19 protein-coding genes are annotated in these 19,398 nt (G+C 55.4%); 7 read left to right on the top strand and 12 right to left on the bottom strand.

The annotated features are described in order from the left end of the window. Positions 1–34 precede the first annotated feature (34 nt). Positions 35–1,129 (bottom strand): threonine-phosphate decarboxylase CobD, encoded by a 1,095-nt coding sequence (gene cobD / locus KI379_RS01375; RefSeq protein WP_212982526.1) that lies wholly within the window; start codon positions 1,127–1,129, stop codon positions 35–37. A gap of 172 nt (positions 1,130–1,301) precedes the next feature. Here cobD and KI379_RS01370 point away from each other — a divergent pair, with 172 nt between their 5' ends. Both KI379_RS01370 and KI379_RS01365 read left to right on the top strand, forming a co-directional pair. Beyond that, positions 1,302–2,303: a lipoate--protein ligase gene (locus KI379_RS01370; RefSeq protein WP_076173425.1), complete on the top strand. Its 1,002-nt coding sequence runs from the start codon at positions 1,302–1,304 to the stop codon at positions 2,301–2,303. A gap of 188 nt (positions 2,304–2,491) precedes the next feature. Next, a complete protein-coding gene (locus tag KI379_RS01365; RefSeq protein ID WP_212982524.1) occupies positions 2,492–2,956 on the top strand; it encodes a GNAT family N-acetyltransferase in 465 nt (154 codons plus the stop codon). Between the two features lie 52 nt (positions 2,957–3,008). On the opposite strand, the gene KI379_RS01360 is transcribed toward KI379_RS01365, so the two are convergent. Then, positions 3,009–3,269, bottom strand: a complete 261-nt coding sequence (locus KI379_RS01360) for a YqkE family protein (RefSeq protein WP_105446012.1) — start codon at positions 3,267–3,269, stop codon at positions 3,009–3,011. A 175-nt stretch (positions 3,270–3,444) separates the two neighbouring features. Here KI379_RS01360 and KI379_RS01355 point away from each other — a divergent pair, with 175 nt between their 5' ends. Continuing rightward, positions 3,445–4,347 carry a DMT family transporter gene (locus KI379_RS01355; RefSeq protein ID WP_212982522.1) on the top strand — a complete coding sequence of 301 codons (903 nt, stop codon included), beginning with the start codon at positions 3,445–3,447 and terminating at the stop codon, positions 4,345–4,347. A gap of 122 nt (positions 4,348–4,469) precedes the next feature. Further along, the gene (locus KI379_RS01350; protein WP_076173429.1) at positions 4,470–5,267 is read left to right on the top strand and encodes a Cof-type HAD-IIB family hydrolase; all 798 of its coding nucleotides are present in this window, start codon (positions 4,470–4,472) and stop codon (positions 5,265–5,267) included. A gap of 126 nt (positions 5,268–5,393) precedes the next feature. On the opposite strand, the gene KI379_RS01345 is transcribed toward KI379_RS01350, so the two are convergent. The 3 genes from KI379_RS01345 to KI379_RS01335 all read right to left on the bottom strand — a co-directional run bounded on the left by KI379_RS01345 (position 5,394) and on the right by KI379_RS01335 (position 8,797). Further along, positions 5,394–6,902, bottom strand: a complete 1,509-nt coding sequence (locus KI379_RS01345) for an alpha-glucosidase/alpha-galactosidase (RefSeq protein WP_212982520.1) — start codon at positions 6,900–6,902, stop codon at positions 5,394–5,396. 141 nt (positions 6,903–7,043) lie between these two features. Next, entirely contained in the window at positions 7,044–7,991 is a 948-nt protein-coding gene (locus KI379_RS01340) for an AraC family transcriptional regulator (RefSeq protein ID WP_306433621.1), read from the bottom strand. A gap of 29 nt (positions 7,992–8,020) precedes the next feature. Beyond that, positions 8,021–8,797, bottom strand: coding sequence for an MBL fold metallo-hydrolase (locus KI379_RS01335; RefSeq protein ID WP_212982518.1), 777 nt, complete (start codon positions 8,795–8,797; stop codon positions 8,021–8,023). Positions 8,798–9,245: 448 nt separating this feature from the next. On the opposite strand from KI379_RS01335, the gene KI379_RS01330 reads away from it, so the two are divergent. Then, positions 9,246–10,508 (top strand): MFS transporter, encoded by a 1,263-nt coding sequence (locus KI379_RS01330; protein ID WP_076173432.1) that lies wholly within the window; start codon positions 9,246–9,248, stop codon positions 10,506–10,508. A 130-nt stretch (positions 10,509–10,638) separates the two neighbouring features. Here KI379_RS01330 and KI379_RS01325 read toward each other — a convergent pair whose 3' ends face one another. The 7 genes from KI379_RS01325 to KI379_RS01295 all read right to left on the bottom strand — a co-directional run bounded on the left by KI379_RS01325 (position 10,639) and on the right by KI379_RS01295 (position 17,852). Then, positions 10,639–11,706 (bottom strand): sulfate ABC transporter substrate-binding protein, encoded by a 1,068-nt coding sequence (locus KI379_RS01325; protein ID WP_163879242.1) that lies wholly within the window; start codon positions 11,704–11,706, stop codon positions 10,639–10,641. Between the two features lie 214 nt (positions 11,707–11,920). After that, complete coding sequence (locus KI379_RS01320) at positions 11,921–12,985, bottom strand: sulfate/molybdate ABC transporter ATP-binding protein (protein WP_076173434.1); 1,065 nt, start codon at positions 12,983–12,985, stop codon at positions 11,921–11,923. A 1-nt stretch (position 12,986) separates the two neighbouring features. Then, the gene (locus KI379_RS01315; protein ID WP_076173435.1) at positions 12,987–13,784 is read right to left on the bottom strand and encodes a sulfate ABC transporter permease subunit; all 798 of its coding nucleotides are present in this window, start codon (positions 13,782–13,784) and stop codon (positions 12,987–12,989) included. Beyond that, on the bottom strand, positions 13,781–14,596 hold the full coding sequence (gene cysT / locus KI379_RS01310) for a sulfate ABC transporter permease subunit CysT (protein ID WP_076173436.1): 816 nt from the start codon (positions 14,594–14,596) through the stop codon (positions 13,781–13,783). Before cysT ends, KI379_RS01315 begins: the two co-directional genes overlap by 4 nt. Before the next feature lie 323 nt (positions 14,597–14,919). Next, positions 14,920–15,831 carry a DMT family transporter gene (locus tag KI379_RS01305; RefSeq protein WP_212982516.1) on the bottom strand — a complete coding sequence of 304 codons (912 nt, stop codon included), beginning with the start codon at positions 15,829–15,831 and terminating at the stop codon, positions 14,920–14,922. 101 nt (positions 15,832–15,932) lie between these two features. Continuing rightward, on the bottom strand, positions 15,933–16,931 hold the full coding sequence (locus KI379_RS01300) for an alpha/beta hydrolase (RefSeq protein ID WP_212982514.1): 999 nt from the start codon (positions 16,929–16,931) through the stop codon (positions 15,933–15,935). 36 nt (positions 16,932–16,967) lie between these two features. Continuing rightward, complete coding sequence (locus tag KI379_RS01295) at positions 16,968–17,852, bottom strand: MBL fold metallo-hydrolase (RefSeq protein WP_212982512.1); 885 nt, start codon at positions 17,850–17,852, stop codon at positions 16,968–16,970. 299 nt (positions 17,853–18,151) lie between these two features. Here KI379_RS01295 and KI379_RS01290 point away from each other — a divergent pair, with 299 nt between their 5' ends. After that, on the top strand, positions 18,152–18,697 hold the full coding sequence (locus tag KI379_RS01290; RefSeq protein WP_212982510.1) for a helix-turn-helix domain-containing protein: 546 nt from the start codon (positions 18,152–18,154) through the stop codon (positions 18,695–18,697). 126 nt (positions 18,698–18,823) lie between these two features. Beyond that, positions 18,824–19,225, top strand: a complete 402-nt coding sequence (locus KI379_RS01285) for a secondary thiamine-phosphate synthase enzyme YjbQ (protein ID WP_089545536.1) — start codon at positions 18,824–18,826, stop codon at positions 19,223–19,225. The last annotated feature ends 173 nt before the right edge of the window (positions 19,226–19,398 follow it).

Here is a 19,398-nt window from a genome sequence, read left to right as displayed (position 1 = left end):
GCACAGCCTGTCCTTCCGTGCAGATCAGCGCAGATCATTCCGCCCGGCTGGCGAGCACGTCGCCCAGCACCGCCAGCAGCCGCGCGTTGGCGTCCGCTCCCTTCACCGCAAACCGGACATGTCCCGGCCCCAGACCCGGGTACATGGCGCAGCTGCGGATCAGGACGCCGCGAAGCCCGAGCTCGCGCTGCAGCTCCCCGGCACTCCAAGGTGCCGGCAGCTCCGCGAGCAGGAAGTTGGCTTCGCCGCCGCTCACGCGGCAGCCCAGCCCCCGCAGGCCAGCCCTCAGCCGGGCGCGCTCTGCGGCAATCAGCTCCAGCGTCTCGCGCTCATGCGCCTCGCCGCCCTCGAGGCAAAATTCCCCGGCGAGCAGGGCCAAGCCGTTGACGCTCCACGTCACCTGCTTGCCCGTCATCGCCCGGATCACGTCCGGATGCGCGGCCGCATAGCCCAGCCGCAGCCCCGGAATGGCATAAAACTTCGTCATCGAGCGGACCAGGATCGTCCGCGGAAACCGCTCCAGCTCCGGCAGTAGCGTCATCCGATTCCCTTCCGGGATGAAGTCGATGAATGCCTCATCGACGACAAAATAGGTCCGCGTCCGCTCCGCCTCGGCCGCCAATTCCCGAATCTCTTCGAGCGGATACTGCACACCGTTCGGATTGTTCGGCTGCCCCAGAAAGAGCAGGTCCACCTTTTTCATCAGTCCGGCAATGTCCGGAATCTCAGCTCTCCAGTCGCGATCCCGGCTGCCGAAGACGGCATGCACCTCGGCGCCGAACTGCTCCGACAGCTGCCGGTACTCCGAAAAGCAGGGCTGCACGATCCCGACCCTCGACGGCGCCAGCCCGAGCAGCAGGAGCGCCATCGATTCCGCCGCACCGTTGCCGATGCTTAAATGTTCCGGCGCCACGCCCAGTTTGTGGGACAGCAGCGCCTTCAGGCGTCGGTGTCCTGGATCCGGATAACGAAGGATGGAAGGCAGCGCCTGTCCCAGCTTCGCCATGACGCCTTCCGGCGGACCCAGCGGATTGATGTTGGCGCTGAAATCCAGAAAGGACGCCGGATCGCCGCCGTACAGTTCCGACGCGCTCTCCAGATCCCCGCCATGTCCGTATCGTTCCAGCATATGTATTTTCCCCCCAGCAGTTCACTGTCTTAAATCGCTTGCGAATGACCCCATTATGGCGCCAAATTTCGCTGCGCGTCAATTCGGTTTTCGCTTTTGTTTCTTGTCCGCAATTGGTTTACAATAGACAAGGAACCGAATTAATTAAGGCCTTTTAACGGAGGAATCAAATATGCTGTTTATCGATAACCAGGGAATTACCGACCCTGCCGTCAATCTGGCGATTGAAGAATTCGCCCTCAAACATCTGCCCATGGACGACAGCTACCTGCTGTTTTACATTAACCGTCCTTCGATCATCATCGGTAAACATCAGAACACGATCGAGGAGATCAACCAGGAATACGTGAAGGACAACAATATCAAGGTCGTTCGCCGGCTCTCCGGCGGCGGTGCGGTGTACCACGACCTCGGCAACCTCAACTTCAGCTTCATTACCAAAGACGACGGGGAATCGTTCCACAATTTCCTGAAGTTTACCCAGCCGGTCATCGACGCGCTGCACCATATGGGTGTCAACGCGGAGCTGAGCGGACGCAATGACCTGCAGGTCGGCGAGCAAAAGATTTCCGGTAACGCCCAATTCTCAACCCGGGGCCGGATGTTCAGCCATGGCACGCTCATGTTTAACCTGAATCTGGACGATGTTCAGGCTTCCCTGAACGCCAATCCGGAGAAATTCAAGTCGAAGAGCACCAAGTCCGTACGCAGCCGCGTTGCTAACATCAGTGAGCTGATGAACCAAAAGATGACGATCGAGGAATTCCGCTCCGAGCTGCTCCGCTACATTTTCGGCATGGAACCAAACGAAGTGCCGCAGTACAAGCTGACGGAAGCCGATTGGGAGATCATCAACCAAATTTCCAAGGACCGGTACCAGAACTGGGAATGGAATTACGGGCAGTCTCCGCAGTCCAACGTCAAGCATACGAAGCGGTTCCCGGTCGGCATCATCGACATCCGGATGGATATCAAGGACGCGCGGATTCAGGATATTAAAATATACGGCGACTTTTTCGGTGTCGGGGATGTGGCGGATATTGAGGACCGTCTGCGCGGCAAGCGTTACGAAGAGTCCGAAGTCCGGGAAGCCCTCGCGGACATCGACGTGAAGCACTATTTTGGCAACATCGTGATGGACGACCTGATCGGTCTGATCTTTTTGGAAGAATAGTCAGCTCCGGAAATCGTCCTTATTGTAGTAGTGACATACAGCAAAGAGAGGCCCCATGAATTCCATGGACCTCTCTTTTTTATCGCTCCAACCCTCTCATCCTATGGTATAATCGGCTGCAAAAGCTTGCAGAAGGTTGCCGTTTCGCTCACCGCTCAGGCTGCTATGAACGGAGGTAAGAGTTTTCCATGGAAATCAGGCCGATCCTTGAAACCGACTATGAACGCGTGATCCCGGTCGTCAACGACTGGTGGGGCGGGCGCCAAATGACGCATCTGCTGCCGAAGCTGTTTTTCGAGCATTTTCAAAATACCAGTTTTGTGATGGAGGAAAAGGAGAGTGGAAAGCTCGTCGCCTTCCTGATCGGTTTCCAGTCCCAGACGCATCCGAACGAGGCGTATATCCATTTTGTCGGCGTCCATCCGGATTACCGCAAGCAGGGTACGGCCCGGACGCTGTATGAGCTGTTTTTCGAAAAAGTTCTTCAGCTCGGCTGCGATACGGTGCGCTGCATTACCTCTGCTGTGAACGAAACGTCCATGAAATTTCACGCCCGCATGGGCTTTAAGCTGACGATGGCCAAAGACTATGCAGGTCCAGGGCAAGATTACATTTTATTCGAAAAGAAGCTACATATGGACAGCGAAAAATAAGCACACAAAAAGCTGCCGCTAACCGGCAGCTTTTCTTTTAGATATCATTTTCTCATTTATATTTACGCCAGTCCATGCTGCTGTTCTCCAGCAGATGTTCAAAATCGTTATCCAGGCGCTTCTGTTCCGCTTTGCGCGCTTCGGCTGCTTGTCTCTCCTGCTCTTCCTTCTGCTTCTGCTGCTCCGCCTTCAGCTCGTTGGACTGCTGCTTCAGCTTATCCAGCACCTCGCTGCTCAGGAGATCCTTCAGCGTCGCCGGTTTATCCGAGACTTGCGGCTTGCTTGGGGCTTGGTTTCGGTTCTTCTTAGCCATCGTATCATCTCCGTTTCCACCCACATTATAGCAGGTTTCCCAGGCTCCGTCATGCCCTGAAGCCGCCCTTAGCGCCTTTTTGATCCTTGTTCTCCCTCGGGTTTTACGATACAATTTGGTCGCTTGCCTGTTTTGCACAGGCCGATCGTACGAACCGTGAAAGGAATGACTTCATTTGAACCGCTCCCGTATTGCCGACCTCAGCCTGCTCATCGTGGCGATGATGTGGGGATGTACCTTTTTGATCGTTCAGCATGCGGTCCGGGTCCTGCCTCCCCTTGCCTTCAACGGCATCCGCTTCTTGGGTGCGGCGGTGCTGCTGGCTCTGATCATTACGTTTTTCTACCGCAGCCAGTGGCGGGATATTTCCGGCAAAATGCTGCTCCACTCGTGCCTGCTGGGCCTTTTTTTGTTTCTGGGCTATGCCTTTCAAACGGTGGGACTGCTGTACACGACCACTTCGAACGCCGGTTTTATTACCGGCTTGTCCGTCGTGTTTGTTCCGTTTTTGGCGCTCCTGCTGCTAAAAAGCCCCATTTCCCGCTATACGTGGATCAGCGCGCTGCTGGCCGCCGCCGGCTTGTACCTGCTGGCTTTCGCCAGCACCGCCCTTACGCTGAACAAAGGCGACTTTCTCATCTTCCTGTGCGCGGTGGCGTTCGCTCTGCATGTGGCGTATACGGGTGTGTTTGCGCCGCGCTATTCCGCGCTGCCCCTGGCTGCAATGCAGATGGCGGTTGTCGGGCTGCTCAGCCTCCTCTCCTCGTTGTTATTTGAGGATGTGGGCCCGCTGACGCAGGTGGCGGATCGTCTGCTGAAGCCGGAAGTGATCTGGGCGCTCCTGGTGTCGATCGGTCCGACCAGCGCGTTCGCCTTTTGGATCCAGACCGTGTGCCAGAAATATACGAACCCGTCGCGGGTGGCCGTCATTTTTGCCATGGAACCGGTCTTTGCGGCATTAACGGGCGTCACCTTCGGCGGAGAGGTGCTGGGCGCTGCGGCGGGACTGGGATGTATTTGTATTTTTGCCGGAATGATCCTCGCGGAATTGAAATCTGCCCCGCGTGAGGTACAATGATAAGAGCCATACTGTGCAGGAATGTTTAGAGAAATACCCATCCTGCGGTAGAGAGAACATGGACGAGCATTTCAGCGCCCTTATAGGCGGAGAGGTTCGCCATGATTAAAGGAGAGAGAATCATGTACAAATTGATCGCGATCGACATCGACGATACTCTGATTAACGACGATAAAGAGGTGACCCCTGGCACCCAGCAGGCGCTGGAGCAGGCGGTCGCCAAAGACGTAGTCGTCACGCTGGCCACGGGCCGGGCCTATGCCTCTGCCCAAGCCATTGCCCGCCAAACCGGGCTGAACGTGCCGATCATTACGTACCAAGGGGCACTGGTCAAAAACCTGATGGACGAAAAAGTCCTTTACGAGCGCTACGTGCCAAAGGATGCGGGCTACAAGCTGTTCCAATACTGCATCGAGCATAACCTTCACCTGCAGGTTTATATCGACGACAAGCTGTACGCCCGTGAAGAGAACCAGAAGCTGAAGGATTACAGCGAGCTGAACCGCACACCTTACTATATCGAGCCGGATTTTGAAAAGCTGATTGCCCAGAAGACGCCGAAAATGCTCATCATCGACGATCCGGCCTACCTGGATCAGCTGATCCCGATTCTGCGCGACCTGCTGGGAGACGAAGTGCACATCACCAAATCGAAGCCGCACTTCCTCGAAATCATGCACCGCGAAGGCACCAAAGGCCATGCCCTCACCTTCCTCGCCAGCCACTTTGGCTGCGACATGTCCGAGACGATCGCCATCGGCGATTCCTGGAACGACCATGAGATGCTGGAAGCGGCTGGCCTGGGCATTGCGATGGGCAACGCCATACCGGCGCTGAAGGACATTGCGAACTACGTAACGTTAAGCAACAACGACGAAGGCGTGAAGGCCGCAATCGAGAAGTTTGTGCTGAACGTTTAATTCGCCAGGAGAGATCCACCTTAAAGTTCAACCCAAAAAGACAGCCGCGAACCAGGATCACCGATCCTAGTTCGCTAGCTGTCTTTTTGTTTGACGACTAATATTTCCCGGCTGCTGGTTTACCGTTTACTGAACCGCTTTGGCCCGGTCCTTGCCTTTATCCGATTCGCCGGCGTTTTTGTTGGCGGCTTCCCGGTCCTGCTGCATTTCCTCCACGGTCTTCACCTTGAGGCGTGCCGCACCGCGGTATCCTTCCCGGGTCGGAATCAGGTTGCCGGAAGCCAGCCGTACCGCTGCCTCGGCGATGGCATCCCCATATTGCGGCAGCCACTGCTCCTGTGCCACGAGCATTTCGTCGACCATCTGCCAAATTTCGTTCGGGTTGCACACCGCGCCGACCAGCGGGTCCATCATGAACGCCTGGCGAAGCAGCTTGTCGTCGCCGTGTACGGCCGCTTCCACCGCCAGCCGCTGCACAGAAATGCTCGCATTGCAGACCGCCGCCGGTCCGAGCGGCAGATCCCCGACCAGCGGCATGGAGATGCCGTTGCGGTCGACGTATCCCGGAGCCTCGATGATCGCGTCATCCGGCAGATTGGTGATCACTCCGTTGTTGACCACGTTGAAATGCCCCCGGTACACCCGCCCCGTCTCCAAGCCTTCGATGATGTAGGATCCGTGCTCATGGCTGCGCTGGTCCTGCTTGTATTCGAACGGCTTCTCCTTCATCCAGTTGGGAAAATCGGTCTCAAACCAGTTGCGCCCTTCCGTGCAGACGCGAAGGTATCCTCCGGTCTCCCCGTTGATCCAGCTGCCGAGGTCGATCCAGTCGTTGATTTCGTCCGCCCGCTTGCGGTACCACGGAACATACTCGCTGAGATGTCCGTTCGATTCCGTGCTGTAATAGCCGAAGCGGCGCAGCATGTCGATCCGTACCTTTTCCGTCCGGCTGAAATCCGGATGCTTCTCGAACGCTTCCAGCAGCTTGCCGGTCAGGTCCTCCCCATTATGGCGGATCTGGATATACCATGTCTGATGGTTGATGCCCGCGCAGATGATATCCACTTCCTCCTGCTTCAGGCCAAAAGCTTCCGCAATTTGCCAGTGACCGCCCTGCACCCCATGGCACAGTCCGACCGTGCGGACCCCGCCGTACTTGTTGCAGGCCCACGTGAGCATAGCCATCGGATTGGCGTAGTTCAGCAGCAGCACGTCCTTGGACGCCATTTCGCGGATGTCCTTGCAGATGTTCAGCATCTCGGCGATGCCGCGCTGTCCGTACATGATGCCGCCTGCGCACAGCGTGTCGCCCACGCATTGATCGACGCCGTATTTGAGCGGAATGTCCACATCCGTCGCGAATGCCTCCAAGCCGCCAACGCGGATCGTGCAGATAACGTATTTGGCATCCTTCAACGCCTCGCGGCGGTTCGTCGTCGCGTGAATGTTAATGTCCAGCCCGTTCTCCCGAATGTCCCGCTGGCACAGCTCGGTTACCATGTCCAGGTTGTGCGGATTGATGTCCGTAAAAGCAACTTCCACGTTATGAAATTCCGGAACGGACAACAGGTCGCGCAGCAGTCCACGGGTAAAGCCAATGCTTCCCGCCCCGATAAAAGTAATTTTAAATGACACGGCAAAAACCGCCTCCCTCAAGAATAGTCGCCAGGTTCACCCTGATACAGGTATTGTAGCAACCCTTCCTGGGAAAACGTTATCAAATTCATGACCTCTTTGCCGGAAAAGTGTCAACAATTCTCACTTTTTAGATTCGGATTAATGCACGTCACGGGAATCCACGTACCCTGCGATCCGGGAAGCCTTCCGGTATTCGACCGGTGTCTGGCCGGTATGCTTTTTGAACATCAGATGCAAATACTGACGGCTGCCGATCCCTACATAATCCGCGATATCCGCCACAGGAATTTCCGTCTGCCGCAGGAGCATCGCCGTTTTATCCATCCGGTAGGTGTTCAGGTATTCCATGATCGACATGCCTGTCTTCTGCTTGAATACCCGCTGCAAATACCCGGGGTGAAGCCGGACATGCTCGGCGGCGTCTTTAACCTGGATGCTGCGATCGTAGTTCTGATACAGATACTCGATGCACTGCCGCACGTACATACTCTGCGTATCGGGACCGGCCTCCACGTATTCCTGATGCAGCCGGGCAATCCGGATCAACAGCTCGGCGAGCATTAGCTGGGGCATCAGCTCCTGTCCGGATGCAGCGGCGTCCAGCTCCAGAACAAGATTTTTCAGCAGCTGATGCACGTCATGAAACTCCCTAAGCACGACATAGGGAGCCGGGTTCTGGAACAGCGCCGCCAGTGCCTCCTCTCCCTCGGCAAGCTGTTTCGTCGACGGCAGCACCCCATCCCGCTCAACAAAGCGGAATTCGATGTTGAGCATCCGGCAGCACCCCGTCACCAGCAGACGATGGGGAACGGTTCCGTCCAGCAGGATAAAGCCGCCCTTGGTCAGATGCACGACCGCTTCGTTTTCGCCAAACGGCTTCACCCCGACTGAGCAGTTCCCGTCTATGACATACATGATTTCGGAGGAGTCATGGGTATGCAGCGCCATGTCAAACCCGTTCCACTCTTTAAAATAGTAGGCGCTCACCTCCGGACGGCAGTCCGCCAGCATCAGCTGTTCGGGAAATAATCCGCCGGGTTCCCATCCGTCCAATTCGCTGCCATTCCATCCGCTAACGTTTGCCATGGATACGAACCTCCTTTTTCCCTTAACGGTCAGCCCAGCTCAATCTTCATTCCGGCCACGGCTAGCGTCACCTGCGGAGGGAGCGGATAAGACCGGTTCAGGTCGATATCATGCGACATATGGGTGTAGACCGTTCGCAGCGGCTTCACCTCCTGCAGCAGCTCTGCCGCTTCCTTCATATCGTACACGGACCGGGTGGGGTAAGGCGCCGTCTCATGAAAAAAGCTCGTCCCGAGCACCAGCAGATCCAGGCCGTGCAGCGGCCGTTTCTCCTCCTCGTTCAGACCGATCGAGTCCGAGCAGTACACCCAGCGGAAGCCCGGCTTCTCCAGCCGGTATGCATAGGCATAACCGTTCGCCCCATGCGTCACCTTCCACGTGGTAATGTTCCAGCCGCCAAGCTCGATTCCAGCATCAGCGGGAATCATTTGAAGCTGCCTGTGGATCCACGGAAACTGCCGCTGAATTTGGTCCAGCACCTCCTGCGGGGCATACAGCTCCCCTTTGGCCTGCCGCCAGCGGCATTCATCCGCCCACTCCGGCAGCCCGCCGATATGGTCAAAATGCGCGTGCGTCACCAGCATCCGCGCCGTCGCCCGCTGCCCGATCGCTTCCATCTGGCTGCGCCAATCCGGGCCGCAATCGATAAGAAAGCTGTCGGTCTCCCCCTGCCCCTGGACGAGCACGGAAGAACGCAAGCGCCGGTTCATCCCCGTCGTCCGGGCCTCCTCGCACACCTCGCAGCTGCAGTACACGCGCGGGACGCCCATCGCGTCCCCGGTTCCCAAAAAGATCAATGCGTCCATTGCGTCCGTCATCTCCTTATTTTTCCTATGTATGTAGGGTGGTGGTTATATTCCTGATTCGTTACAGCTATATAGAATGAACTCAAGAAGTTCATGTTGAAGGGCTTGGATAAGCTGTTACAAAAGGGGGTTCAATTCAAAACTCGAGTTCAATCTATAATATGATACCATATTCGCCTTTCCGAGAGTTCTCGGTCCAGAGACCGACTGAAAAATCATACCAGCGGCGATTTATGCCGGCCGCTTATTCGAGTACACTGAGATCAAAGCTGCGAACGACGGACGCATCAGGCACCGCTGTTAAAACTGCCCCTGACCGGCGCAAGCCGGACACAGATGATCGGATGAACCGCATGATGCGGGTGCCAGGTACCTGGGAGAAGTCCATAAATCACTCCAAGTTCGCCATATTTGTACCGTAAAATTTAGAAGAAACGAGGTCACCCGCATGGAGCTTTTCCGCAATGCCACATTTGTTAAAATGTTTTTGGCCAACTTCGCGTCCCAGCTTGGGTCAATGGTTGGCAGCATGGCTTTCGCCTTTTATCTCGTCGACCGCTTCAGCAGCCAGCCCGCTTACGCCACGTTAGCCGAGCTGATGTATTCTCTGCCGACGCTGGTCGTGTTCCTGTTCGTCGGCGTGCTTGCCGACCGACTCGACCGCAAACGCATCGCCGTCAACAGCGACTGGATCCGCGCGGTCCTCTCCCTGGTCCTGCTGCTCGCGATATATGAAAACTGGATCGTCGGCGCGTTTGCCCTTCTATTTCTGCGCAGCGCCATCTCGAAGTTTTTTGCACCCGCCGAAATGAGCCTGCTCCAGGGGGTCATGAAACCCGAACAGTACGTGCAGGCCTCCAGCCTGAACATGTCCATCTCGGGCGTATTCATGCTCTTCGGTATGAGTCTCGGATCGGCAGCTTACTATTACCTCGGCATTGAAGGCGCCATTCTGATCGACATGGCCAGCTTCGTCATCTCCGCTCTGCTTCTCATGTCATGCCGTTTCCCGCAGCATGTCTCCCAGCCTAACGGCAAAGTACGCTTGAAAGACCTGAATCTGAAAAGCATCGCCGCCGACTTCGGCATGGGCTTTCAATACATCGTCCGTTCGCGCCTGCTGCTGGCGATTATTCTCGGCTTTTTCTTCTTCGGCATCGTCAACGGCGTGTTTTCGATCCTGCCCCTCTTTACGATGAAATACAAGCTTAGTCCGGAGCACTACGAGGTGTACACACCTTTAGTAATGGTATTCCTCGGGATCGGCTACCTGGTCGGCAGCGCAATCAGCACCCTGCTTATCAAAAAGATCGGTAAAGTCGGCGTGCTGATCACCGGATTGTTCCTCATCGGCATCATTACACTGGTCGCCGGCGGTTTCCACCACATTCAGCTGTACCTGGGCACGATGGTGCTGCTCGGTGTGATCCTCGCTCCGATCAACGTTGTGCTGGGCGGATGGCTGCCGGAGCTCGTCGAGCCCCAAAGCATGGGCCGCGTCAGCGCCTGGATCGAGCCGCTCAACACGACCGGCCAGGCGATCGCGCTCGGATTTCTGGCCGTCGCCTTCCCCGGCCTGGTATCCGTCACCGCACTGTACTGGATCCTGGCGGCCAGCATCTTTATCGTCAGTGTCTATTACCTCGCCGTCCTGCCTTCGCTCAGCCGCAGGCACCAGCAGCAGGAGATGAACGTCGAAATGCCCGGCTGATGGCCGGGCTTTTTTTGCAGGGTAGGGAGTGCACTTTCGTCCGCCTACTGGCCAATCTTGCCGCCAAGCACAAAAAAGCAGGCCCCCGCCAAGCGGTCGCCTGCTTAAACCCTGCACCGATTTCTGCCACTCAAATCCCCGCCAGCACCTGGTACCACACACCCCGCTTGGAGTAGAGCGTGCTGCGCACCTCGTCCCAGCCGCCGAGGTAGTTGATATCGAACAGCCCTTTCGGCACCGGGTACTTGGAAGCGTTGGCCTTCAGCACCTCGTCGTCAACGGGGCGGAAGCCGTGTGCGGCGAAGATTTCCTGCGCTTCTTTGCTCCACAGGTACTTCACGAACGCCTCGGCCACCTTGGTGGTGCCGTGCTTCTTGGCAAAAGCGTCCACGACGGCGGCCGGATTCTCGATCAGAATCGTGTTCTCCGGAATGACGACGTCGTATTTGACGCCCTGCTGGATGCGCGCCAGGAGCTCATTCTCGTACGTGACGATGACGTCGCCCACGCCGTACTCGAACGCCGCCATAGACGCCCGGCCGCTCTTGTCGAGCGACTCCACGTTCTTGTGAACCTGCTCCAGGAAAGCTTTGGCCGCGGCCGGATCCTTGTGTCCCTGCTGCTCCGAAGCTTTCAGACCTGCGCCGTATATCGCATTGATGTCCCACTGCGCCCCGCCCGAAGTCTTCGGGTTGGGGTACAGCACTTTGACCCCCGGCTTGGTCAGGTCCTTAAAATCCTTGATCCCCAGCGGGTTCCCTTCCCGCGTGCCCAGCACGACGATGGACCGGGTGACCATGCCTTGATCCGGATGTTTCGTCTTCCAGTCCTTGTCGATGAGGCCCGCGCTGACGAGCTTGTCGACGTCCCCCTCCATCGCGAGCAGCGTGACGTCGGCCTCAAAGCCGCCGGCAATCGCCCGCGCCTGGGTTCCCGACGCCTCATAGGACTCCTGGAATTTGACCGTCTGCCCGGTCTTCTCCTTCCACTCCTGCTGAAACTTCGGCAGGATGTCGGCCATCGCATCCTTCGCCACGCTGTACGCGCCGATCACCAGGGTGACGTCGCCGCCCGCTGCTGATACGGTGCCATTCACCGGAGCATCCTTGCTGCAGCCGGTAAAGACGAGAATGCAGGCCAGCAGCAGAGCGCCGAGAAGACCCGGGCGGAGTGCCGGCTTTCTATCGTGATTTTGCATCGTCTGCTTTCGCATCGTCTGCCACTCCTTTAGGCTGAAACTTGCCGTGTTTGCCGCATCAGCCTGCCGGAGGGCAGGCTGGAATCGTAATACGGATGATCTTCACAGAAGCGGTATGGCTGTGTCATCTCTAAATTACGGAAGTATCCGTACTAAAAGTAAGTATTTTCCGAGGACCAATATAAGATCTCAAATAAGCGATACTCCGATCCCTTTAAATAATGACCGGCATCGGGTCCACCTTAAGCCGGTTTTCTTCGATCCAGCTGCGCTCGTCGTTGAACAGGTACGCGCGGTGCACCAGCACTCGTACCGGCTGACCCGGCTGCAGCGTATCCTTCTCCAGCGAGCGGTACGTCATCAGCTTGTGGCTGCCGACTTCGACCTCCACCATCCACTCGCTGCCGCGGAAGTGCAGATGGCGCACGATGCCTTCCTCCGTTGCAGACAGCACCCGGAATTCGTCGGGCCCGCCGACTTCGATGTACTCCGGCCGGATGAGCGCCCGGGTGCCGCTGCCCCCGGCAGCTTCCTCGAAGCCTTTCAGCTCGCGGGCATTCTCCACCACGGTGGACTCCCCGATAAAGGTCGCGACGAACGGCGTCTTCGGCTCCTTGTAAATATCCCACGGGGTGCCCTTTTGCTCCAGGCGTCCCTGATTAATGATCATAATTTCGTCAGCTACCTCGATCGCCTCGTCCTGGTCATGCGTCACGAAGATCGACGTGATGCCCACCCGCTCGATCAGCTCCCTGAGCCAGGAGCGGAGCTCCTGCCGGATTTTGGCGTCGATCGCCGCAAACGGCTCATCCAGCAGCAGCAGCTGCGGCTCCGGCGCGAGCGCCCGGGCAAAAGCGACCCGCTGACGCTGCCCGCCGGAGAGCTGCTGCGGGTAACGCTTCTCAAAACCCGCCAGCCCGGTCAGCTCGACCAGCTCCATAACCCGGTCCTTGATCTGCGACTTCGGCGTCTTCTTCACTTTCAGGCCAAAAGCGATATTGTCGAACACCGTCATATGCTTAAACAGCGCGTAGTTCTGAAACACAAACCCGATGCCCCGCTCCTGCGGCGGAAGCGCGTTGACCAGCTCTCCGTGGAAACGGATTTCCCCGCTGTCCGGCGTCTCCAGCCCCGCAAGCATCCGCAGAATCGACGTTTTGCCGCCGCCGCTCGGCCCGAGCAGACCGATCAGGTGGCCCTTTTCAATCCCAAAATGCACATCCTTTACGGCATGAAAATCACCAAAATGCTTGTTCAATCCGCGAACTTCCACATGCATATCAGCGCACTTCCCTTCTTTTTTTGGCCCATTCCATCAGGAGGAGCAGACTTACCGAAAAAGCAGCCAGAACCAGCGCAACGCTGTTGGCCGAAATGACATTGAAATTTTCCACGTCCTGGTATACCAGCGTCGTCGCCGTTTGGGTCCTGTTAATGATATTACCCGATACGACGAGCACCGCTCCGAACTCGCCCAGCGAGCGCGCCACCGTCAGCACGATGCCGTAAATAACCGCCCAGCGGATCGACGGCCACGTTACTTTCCAGAACGTCGTCCAACCGTAAGCCCCCAGCGTCGAGGCGGCTTCTTCCTGCTGAGCCCCGATCTCCTGCAGCACCGGCATCACCTCGCGCACCATGAGCGGAAAAGTGACGAACAGCGTAGCAATGACCATCCCCGGAAAGGCGTACACGATTTTAAAGCCAATATCTTCGAAAAAGGTCCCCACCGCGCTTCCCGGCCCAAGCAGGAGCACGATCATCAGCCCCCCAATTACGGGGGACACCGCATACGGCAGGTCGACGATGCTGTTCAGAAACCGCCGGAGCCCGCCGCTCATCCAGCTGCCGCGAACGAGATAGATAGCCATCATCATGCCAAGCAGCGTGTTCAGCACCGTCACGGTGACGACGATGAGCCCGGTCATCATCAGGGCGTGCAGCGCCTCAGGCCTTGCCAGGGCATCGCCCAGACCGCCCAAGCCACCTTCGAAGGCACCCATGACCATTTTGCCGAGGGGAGCGATCAGCAGCAGGAAAAAGACCAGGTATGTCAGCGTAATCCACAGTTTCTTCATGCTCTCTTCCCCTTCGTCTGCACAAAATTCACGACCCAGAGTATGACAAAAGACAGCGTCAGCAGCAGAATCGACACGGCGGCGGCCCCGGCAGTATTGTCGCTCTCAACCTCCCCGTAAATAAACACGGAGGCGATCAGCGTCCGGCCCGGGATGTTGCCGGCCACGAGCACGACGGCCCCAAACTCCGCCAGCGCCCGGGAAAAGGCCAGCATTCCTCCGCTGAGCATACCCGGCAGCATGGACGGCAGCACGACTTGGAAAAAGATTTTGGTTCCCGAAGCGCCCAGCGTCCGCGCCGCCTCCTCCTCGGAAGGATCGATTTCCTCCAGCAGCGGCTGCACCGCGCGGATGACGAAAGGAAACGTGACGAACACCATGGCGATGACGATCGCCGGCTGATGGAACACGATTTCAAAGCCGAGCGCTTCGGCGGCTCCGCCGATCAGACTGCCCGGTCCGAGCAGAAGCAGAATCATGAGGCCCCCGACCGCGGTCGGCAGGGCAAACGGGAGATCCACCAGACTGTTCAGCAGCGATCTGCCCGGAAAACGGTAGCGGACGATCACCCAGCCGATCATCGTACCGATCAGAACGTTAATCATCGTGGCCACAAGGGCCAATTTCAGCGTAAGGAGCACGGATTTCCACGCGATCGGGTCTTTCACGCTTTCGGCAAAAGCGCTCCATCCCAGCGAGAACGAATGGTAATACACTCCCAGCAAAGGGAGCACGACCAGCAGTACAAAATAAAGAAGAACGGTGCTTCGAAAACCCCAGGTCCAGCCTTTATGTCGCAGCAGTGTATTCACTTGACCCCTCCCTGCCTCCGGGAATCGGCCCGGTCGGCGCTTGACGATTGATGATTTCCATTATAGATTAAATTATTCCTATTTGACTACTTGGTTTTTGCTTATCAGTACTTTACCAAAAACTGTCTCACACCGTCAATACAAAAATAGATTTATTTCCAGTCTCCGTTTACGCTGCAAAGAAAAGAGCCTGCACGAGTGCAGGCCCTGCATTTTTCAGTCCAGAACATTCGGCCCGTTTCGGGGAAAAGTCAAGGTCTAACCGTGATGATCCTTTGCCTCATTGAGACCGTCGGCGATGGAACTCCCAGCACTCCACTCTGTTATCGCTTCACCACGGACATATGGAGTTGATCGGCATGCGCAGTTCTTTTCGAACGTCTTTGGAAGGTTGCCAGGATGACGCCGCAAATAATCAACACCGAACCCGCAACTTGCATGTAGCTGATCGGCGTACCTAGAATGAAGTAGCCTGACACCATCGCAACAAATGGCTGCAAATTCAGAAACAGGGACGCGGTCGCGGCACCTACCTGGCGAATTTGAGCGTTCCAGACGACTGCGCATAATCCTTGGATAAGCAGCGCGGACCCAATTAAGACAAGCCACCATACATAGTGTGGACGAATCTCAGCATGCGGTTCGATCCAGATCGATACCGGGAGTACTGCAATAAAGCCCAGCATCGTAGAGTAAGCCGTTGCCACAAGCGGTTCGATGCGCTCTGTCAGCTTTTTCATGAGAACGACAGACCCTGAAAATGCCAGCATGCAAATCAGCATCCATCCAATCCCGGACGAGATGCGAAGCATAAAACCTGCGCCATTTACCACAACGAAAAAGACACCGGCAAAGGCGACGACCGACCCCATCGTCATCCGAAGCGTAAACGGTTCCTTTAGAAACAAGCGGGCAAACAGCGCAGTACAAATCGGTGATAACGATAATATCAATGAAGCCGTCGTCGCATCGACCGTGCGCAGCCCCGTAAAGAAGGTGACTTGATGCAGCAGCATCCCCACAAGAGCATACGGTATGAAGTACACGGCATCCCGCAGCGAAACCCGCACCCATCGGCGGGTCACAATCAAATAAACGAGCAGGAACACCGAGGAGACGGCAAGCCGATAGGCCGATAGATGCAGCGCTGGAAATGCTTGCAGCAAAAGCGAGCCCAGTACGAAGTTGCTACCGTAGAGTGATGCGCAAAACAATAGAAGCAGATAGGATCGCAAACGATTCGCCTTCTTTCAAAAAAGTGGGTACGAAAAAAGCCTGCGGCAGCATGCCGCAGGCCTCGTTTTAGGCATATGAAACTTCGGGCACTGCACCCGGGTTATTTCGCCGGAATGTACGATTCGTCCAGGAAGCTGCGGATCGCTTGAAAAGCCTGCATCCTGTTTTTCTCTAACAGCACCATATGTGTTCCTTCCCCAATCTCTACCCAGCGGCGATAAACGGCGCCGGTCAGTGACGTGAAGAAGTTTTGCGCCAAATCAAGAGGCACATCGATGTCCCATTCCGCGTGAACAAGAAGGACAGGCACCGTGATTTCCTTGGGCTCATAAAAAGCTCTGTTAGCCGTCCAGAATTCACGGATGTCCAGAATTGGCCCATTGGTCGCCCGGATATGTCCCGGATGGACGCTTTGGCTTCCCGGATCGGAAGCTAACGTTGCTTCGGTCCATTGTTCGAACCAGCCTTCCGGAATCAAATCGTTGCGTTTATCTTCAGGGGCGGCGCTTAGCCAGCGTTCCTTCGTGCTTCCGACCGGAACGAGACGATAGGAGCCGAGCGGACCTCCGTTATCGATAGGGACCGGTTTCGTGCTCAGCCACTGAGGTGCGACCAGAATAAGCTTGTTTACTTTATCGTTGTTTCGGCTCGTATATGCCCCGGCGACCGTTCCGCCCCAGGACATTCCCAGAACGTTGACCTTCGATAAATTTCGATGTTTTAAAACGAAGTCTACCGCCGAGCCTAAGTCGCGAACTCCCGTTTCCGTGCGAACTAGCGGAGGGTTGGAGTCAGCGGGCTGCTCCATCTCCGGGGGTCTCGTCGAGCCTCCGTAGCCGCGTACATCCACGGCATACACGTCGTAACCATGGCTTGCCAAATAGTCCAAGAACGTGAAACCATCCAATTCAACGTCATACAAACTGCCAATCGGATATGTGGCACCGTGAACCATGACAATCGTTTTCTCGTTCGTGAACGTGTTCATGGAAGCCGGACGTTTGTTGCGTACATAAAGTTCGATTCCGGACGTATCGCTGGGGATACGGTGGTCTTCGGTCAAAATCGGTGTATCGTGCCTAAAATCGTTTGTCGTCATGGTGTCAGCACCTTTCAATGTGATTAGGGTCGTTTATTAAATGAATTCCCATTTGAATCCGTTGCCGTCACGAGTCACGTACCCCGCAGAACTCCCCGGAAAATGGGTACTGAAATAAATGATGGGCCGATCCGCGACATAATCCAATACCCTGCGCCGGGAAACGCGTGCTTGTTCCGTGAATTCGCAATACATGGAATTCCACTCGGGATGATATACCTGGAACGGATGGTGCATCACGTCAGCACCGAACAAAGCTTCTTCTCCGCCGGACGTGAGGCTGATCGACATTTGACCGATGCTATGGCCGGGTGTCGGAATAAATTTGAACATATCGAGGAACTCTCCCCCCTCTGGAGGGATTGTCTTCACCATTCCAGCTTCGACGACAGGCAAAACGCTCTCTTCGTATGCGTTAAAGTTGGGTTCGTTTTCTTTATTGTGGCTGGCCGGGCTGGAGTAATATTGTTGTTCCGAAAGCGGAAATACATAGGTGGCGTTCGGGAACGTCGGTACCCAATTACCGCCTGCAAGCCTTGTATTCCAGCCGACATGATCCACATGCAAATGCGTCAACAGGACATAGTCCACGTCTTCCGGCGTAACCCCCGCCTCCAGGAGACGATCAAGATACGGCAGCTTTAGATTGGACAATTCCGGATTATACGGAAGATTTTTATCATTTCCCGTGGCTGTATCAATAAGGATCGTATGGTCCGGAGTCTTCACGACCCAAGTTCCAATACTAACGACAAGCTGAGAATCCCCGTCGATTAGACCGGCGGGAAGGGTATCCCGATTCTTTTCCAGAAACGCAGGATCCCACGAGCCTGCAAAATAAATTTCCGGCGGGACGCCGCTCAGCGTCATTTCCGTGACACGGGTTACGGTTGCGTCGCCTACTTGATAGACTTTGTTCATTTGAAATCCTCCGGTTTTCTTTCTAAATCGTAGATCGTTCGAGACAACTATTATAATGGGATCTGAAAGCATCCCGAAAATTTCGCTCAATATGGAAATGGTTGAAGGAATTCGTAAATACCCGGGTATGAGACTGCACATCAACCTTGATTTAATAGTAGTTCTTAAAGCCTGATATTACAACGGTTTTACAGCGTAATTCGCTCTGCTTCAAAGTGCTTGATACCACTGCAAATATCCGATATGATACACGTAAAAATTACGTTCACAGCGAAATTTTCAGTTGAGGGGGACTTCAGATGAATTCAATCGGCGATACTATTCGAAATACGAGAAAAAAACAAAAATTGACGCTCAAAGAGGTTTCCACCATGGCCTCCATCTCTTTGTCTTTTCTCAGTGAAATCGAACGCGACAAAGTGAATCCATCCCTAAGCGTTCTCAAGCGTATAGCAAACGCTCTAGGTGTGAATTTTACCGATCTGTTTGGCGAGGAGAAACGAAGCATCGTCATCAGAAAAAACGAACGAAAACCTCTCGTTCACTCCGAGGGTTCCAGAATAACTTGGTATGCTCTCAGTCATGGAAGCGGCAATAAGATGGGACCGATTTGGGGAGTTCTCGAAAAAGGCGCAACATCAGGGGACGTCAGCGTTGGCCATTCCGAAGGGGAAGAGTTTCTTTTTATCCATACCGGACGATTGGAGTTCATCCTTGGAAATGAACGGTTCACGCTCGAAGAAGGCGACAGCATTTATTACGATGCCCGAACGCCGCATAGCTACAAAAATATCGCCGAGGGGGAGACGCTGCTGATTGCCGTTCCCTCTCCAGCTTCTTTCTAGATTAACTTTATCCTGTAGAGGAATAGGCCAGCCCGTTCATTGTGCTTACTGCGCAGCAACTGTATCATAGGCTTATAACATGTCCAGTATTAGGTAAAATACACTTTAGGAAAGGAGACATACGACATGCTGCATACCCTTGAATTAAGTACGGCGTCACGGGACGAAATGAGGGATATTACCCGCGAGATTATCTCGCTGGTTCATCAGAGCGGGGTCAAGGAGGGGACGGTGCTGATTTACTGCCCGCACACGACCGCCGGCATCGCCATTAATGAAAACGCCGATCCGGACGTGAAGCATGATGTGCTGCTGCGTTTGGATGAGGTGTATCCGTGGGAGCATCCAAAATACCGCCACGCCGAAGGCAACACGGCTTCCCATTTGAAGTCGATCACCTGCGGACCTTCGCAGACCGTGATCATTACGGAAGGTGAGCTGCTGCTCGGACGCTGGCAGGGGATTTATTTTTGCGAGTTTGACGGGCCGCGCCGCAGACAATACCATGTAAAAATTATGGAGGGATAAGGAAGCCCGCCGTATCCCCAAAAGCAGGCATGACAAAACAGGTGTCGGGGTGTGAGGCATTTCTGCATGCCCTCCCCTTCACCTTATTTTTTCCAGCTGCGCTCACACTCACCACAGCATTTATACGTTGGCGCAATACCAATTCACCGTTATAAAGTAAGTATCTAAAAAAA

The sequence above is a fragment of the Paenibacillus cineris genome (genome assembly GCF_018333335.1).
Classification (GTDB): domain Bacteria; phylum Bacillota; class Bacilli; order Paenibacillales; family Paenibacillaceae; genus Paenibacillus_AQ; species Paenibacillus_AQ favisporus.
Note: the sequence above shows the minus strand (reverse complement) of the source record. Positions and strands in the feature narration are given on the sequence as shown.

Bases quoted from the DNA above. Each gene is read 5' to 3' on its own strand.
- cobD (WP_212982526.1), bottom strand. From the start codon at position 1,129: ATGCTGGAACGATACGGACATGGCGGGGATCTGGAGAGCGCGTCGGAA.
- KI379_RS01370 (WP_076173425.1), top strand. From the start codon at position 1,302: ATGCTGTTTATCGATAACCAGGGAATTACCGACCCTGCCGTCAATCTG.
- KI379_RS01365 (WP_212982524.1), top strand. From the start codon at position 2,492: ATGGAAATCAGGCCGATCCTTGAAACCGACTATGAACGCGTGATCCCG.
- KI379_RS01360 (WP_105446012.1), bottom strand. From the start codon at position 3,269: ATGGCTAAGAAGAACCGAAACCAAGCCCCAAGCAAGCCGCAAGTCTCG.
- KI379_RS01350 (WP_076173429.1), top strand. From the start codon at position 4,470: ATGTACAAATTGATCGCGATCGACATCGACGATACTCTGATTAACGAC.
- KI379_RS01340 (WP_306433621.1), bottom strand. From the start codon at position 7,991: ATGGCAAACGTTAGCGGATGGAATGGCAGCGAATTGGACGGATGGGAA.
- KI379_RS01335 (WP_212982518.1), bottom strand. From the start codon at position 8,797: ATGGACGCATTGATCTTTTTGGGAACCGGGGACGCGATGGGCGTCCCG.
- KI379_RS01330 (WP_076173432.1), top strand. From the start codon at position 9,246: ATGGAGCTTTTCCGCAATGCCACATTTGTTAAAATGTTTTTGGCCAAC.
- KI379_RS01325 (WP_163879242.1), bottom strand. From the start codon at position 11,706: ATGCAAAATCACGATAGAAAGCCGGCACTCCGCCCGGGTCTTCTCGGC.
- KI379_RS01320 (WP_076173434.1), bottom strand. From the start codon at position 12,985: ATGCATGTGGAAGTTCGCGGATTGAACAAGCATTTTGGTGATTTTCAT.
- KI379_RS01315 (WP_076173435.1), bottom strand. From the start codon at position 13,784: ATGAAGAAACTGTGGATTACGCTGACATACCTGGTCTTTTTCCTGCTG.
- KI379_RS01300 (WP_212982514.1), bottom strand. From the start codon at position 16,931: ATGACGACAAACGATTTTAGGCACGATACACCGATTTTGACCGAAGAC.
- KI379_RS01295 (WP_212982512.1), bottom strand. From the start codon at position 17,852: ATGAACAAAGTCTATCAAGTAGGCGACGCAACCGTAACCCGTGTCACG.
- KI379_RS01290 (WP_212982510.1), top strand. From the start codon at position 18,152: ATGAATTCAATCGGCGATACTATTCGAAATACGAGAAAAAAACAAAAA.
- KI379_RS01285 (WP_089545536.1), top strand. From the start codon at position 18,824: ATGCTGCATACCCTTGAATTAAGTACGGCGTCACGGGACGAAATGAGG.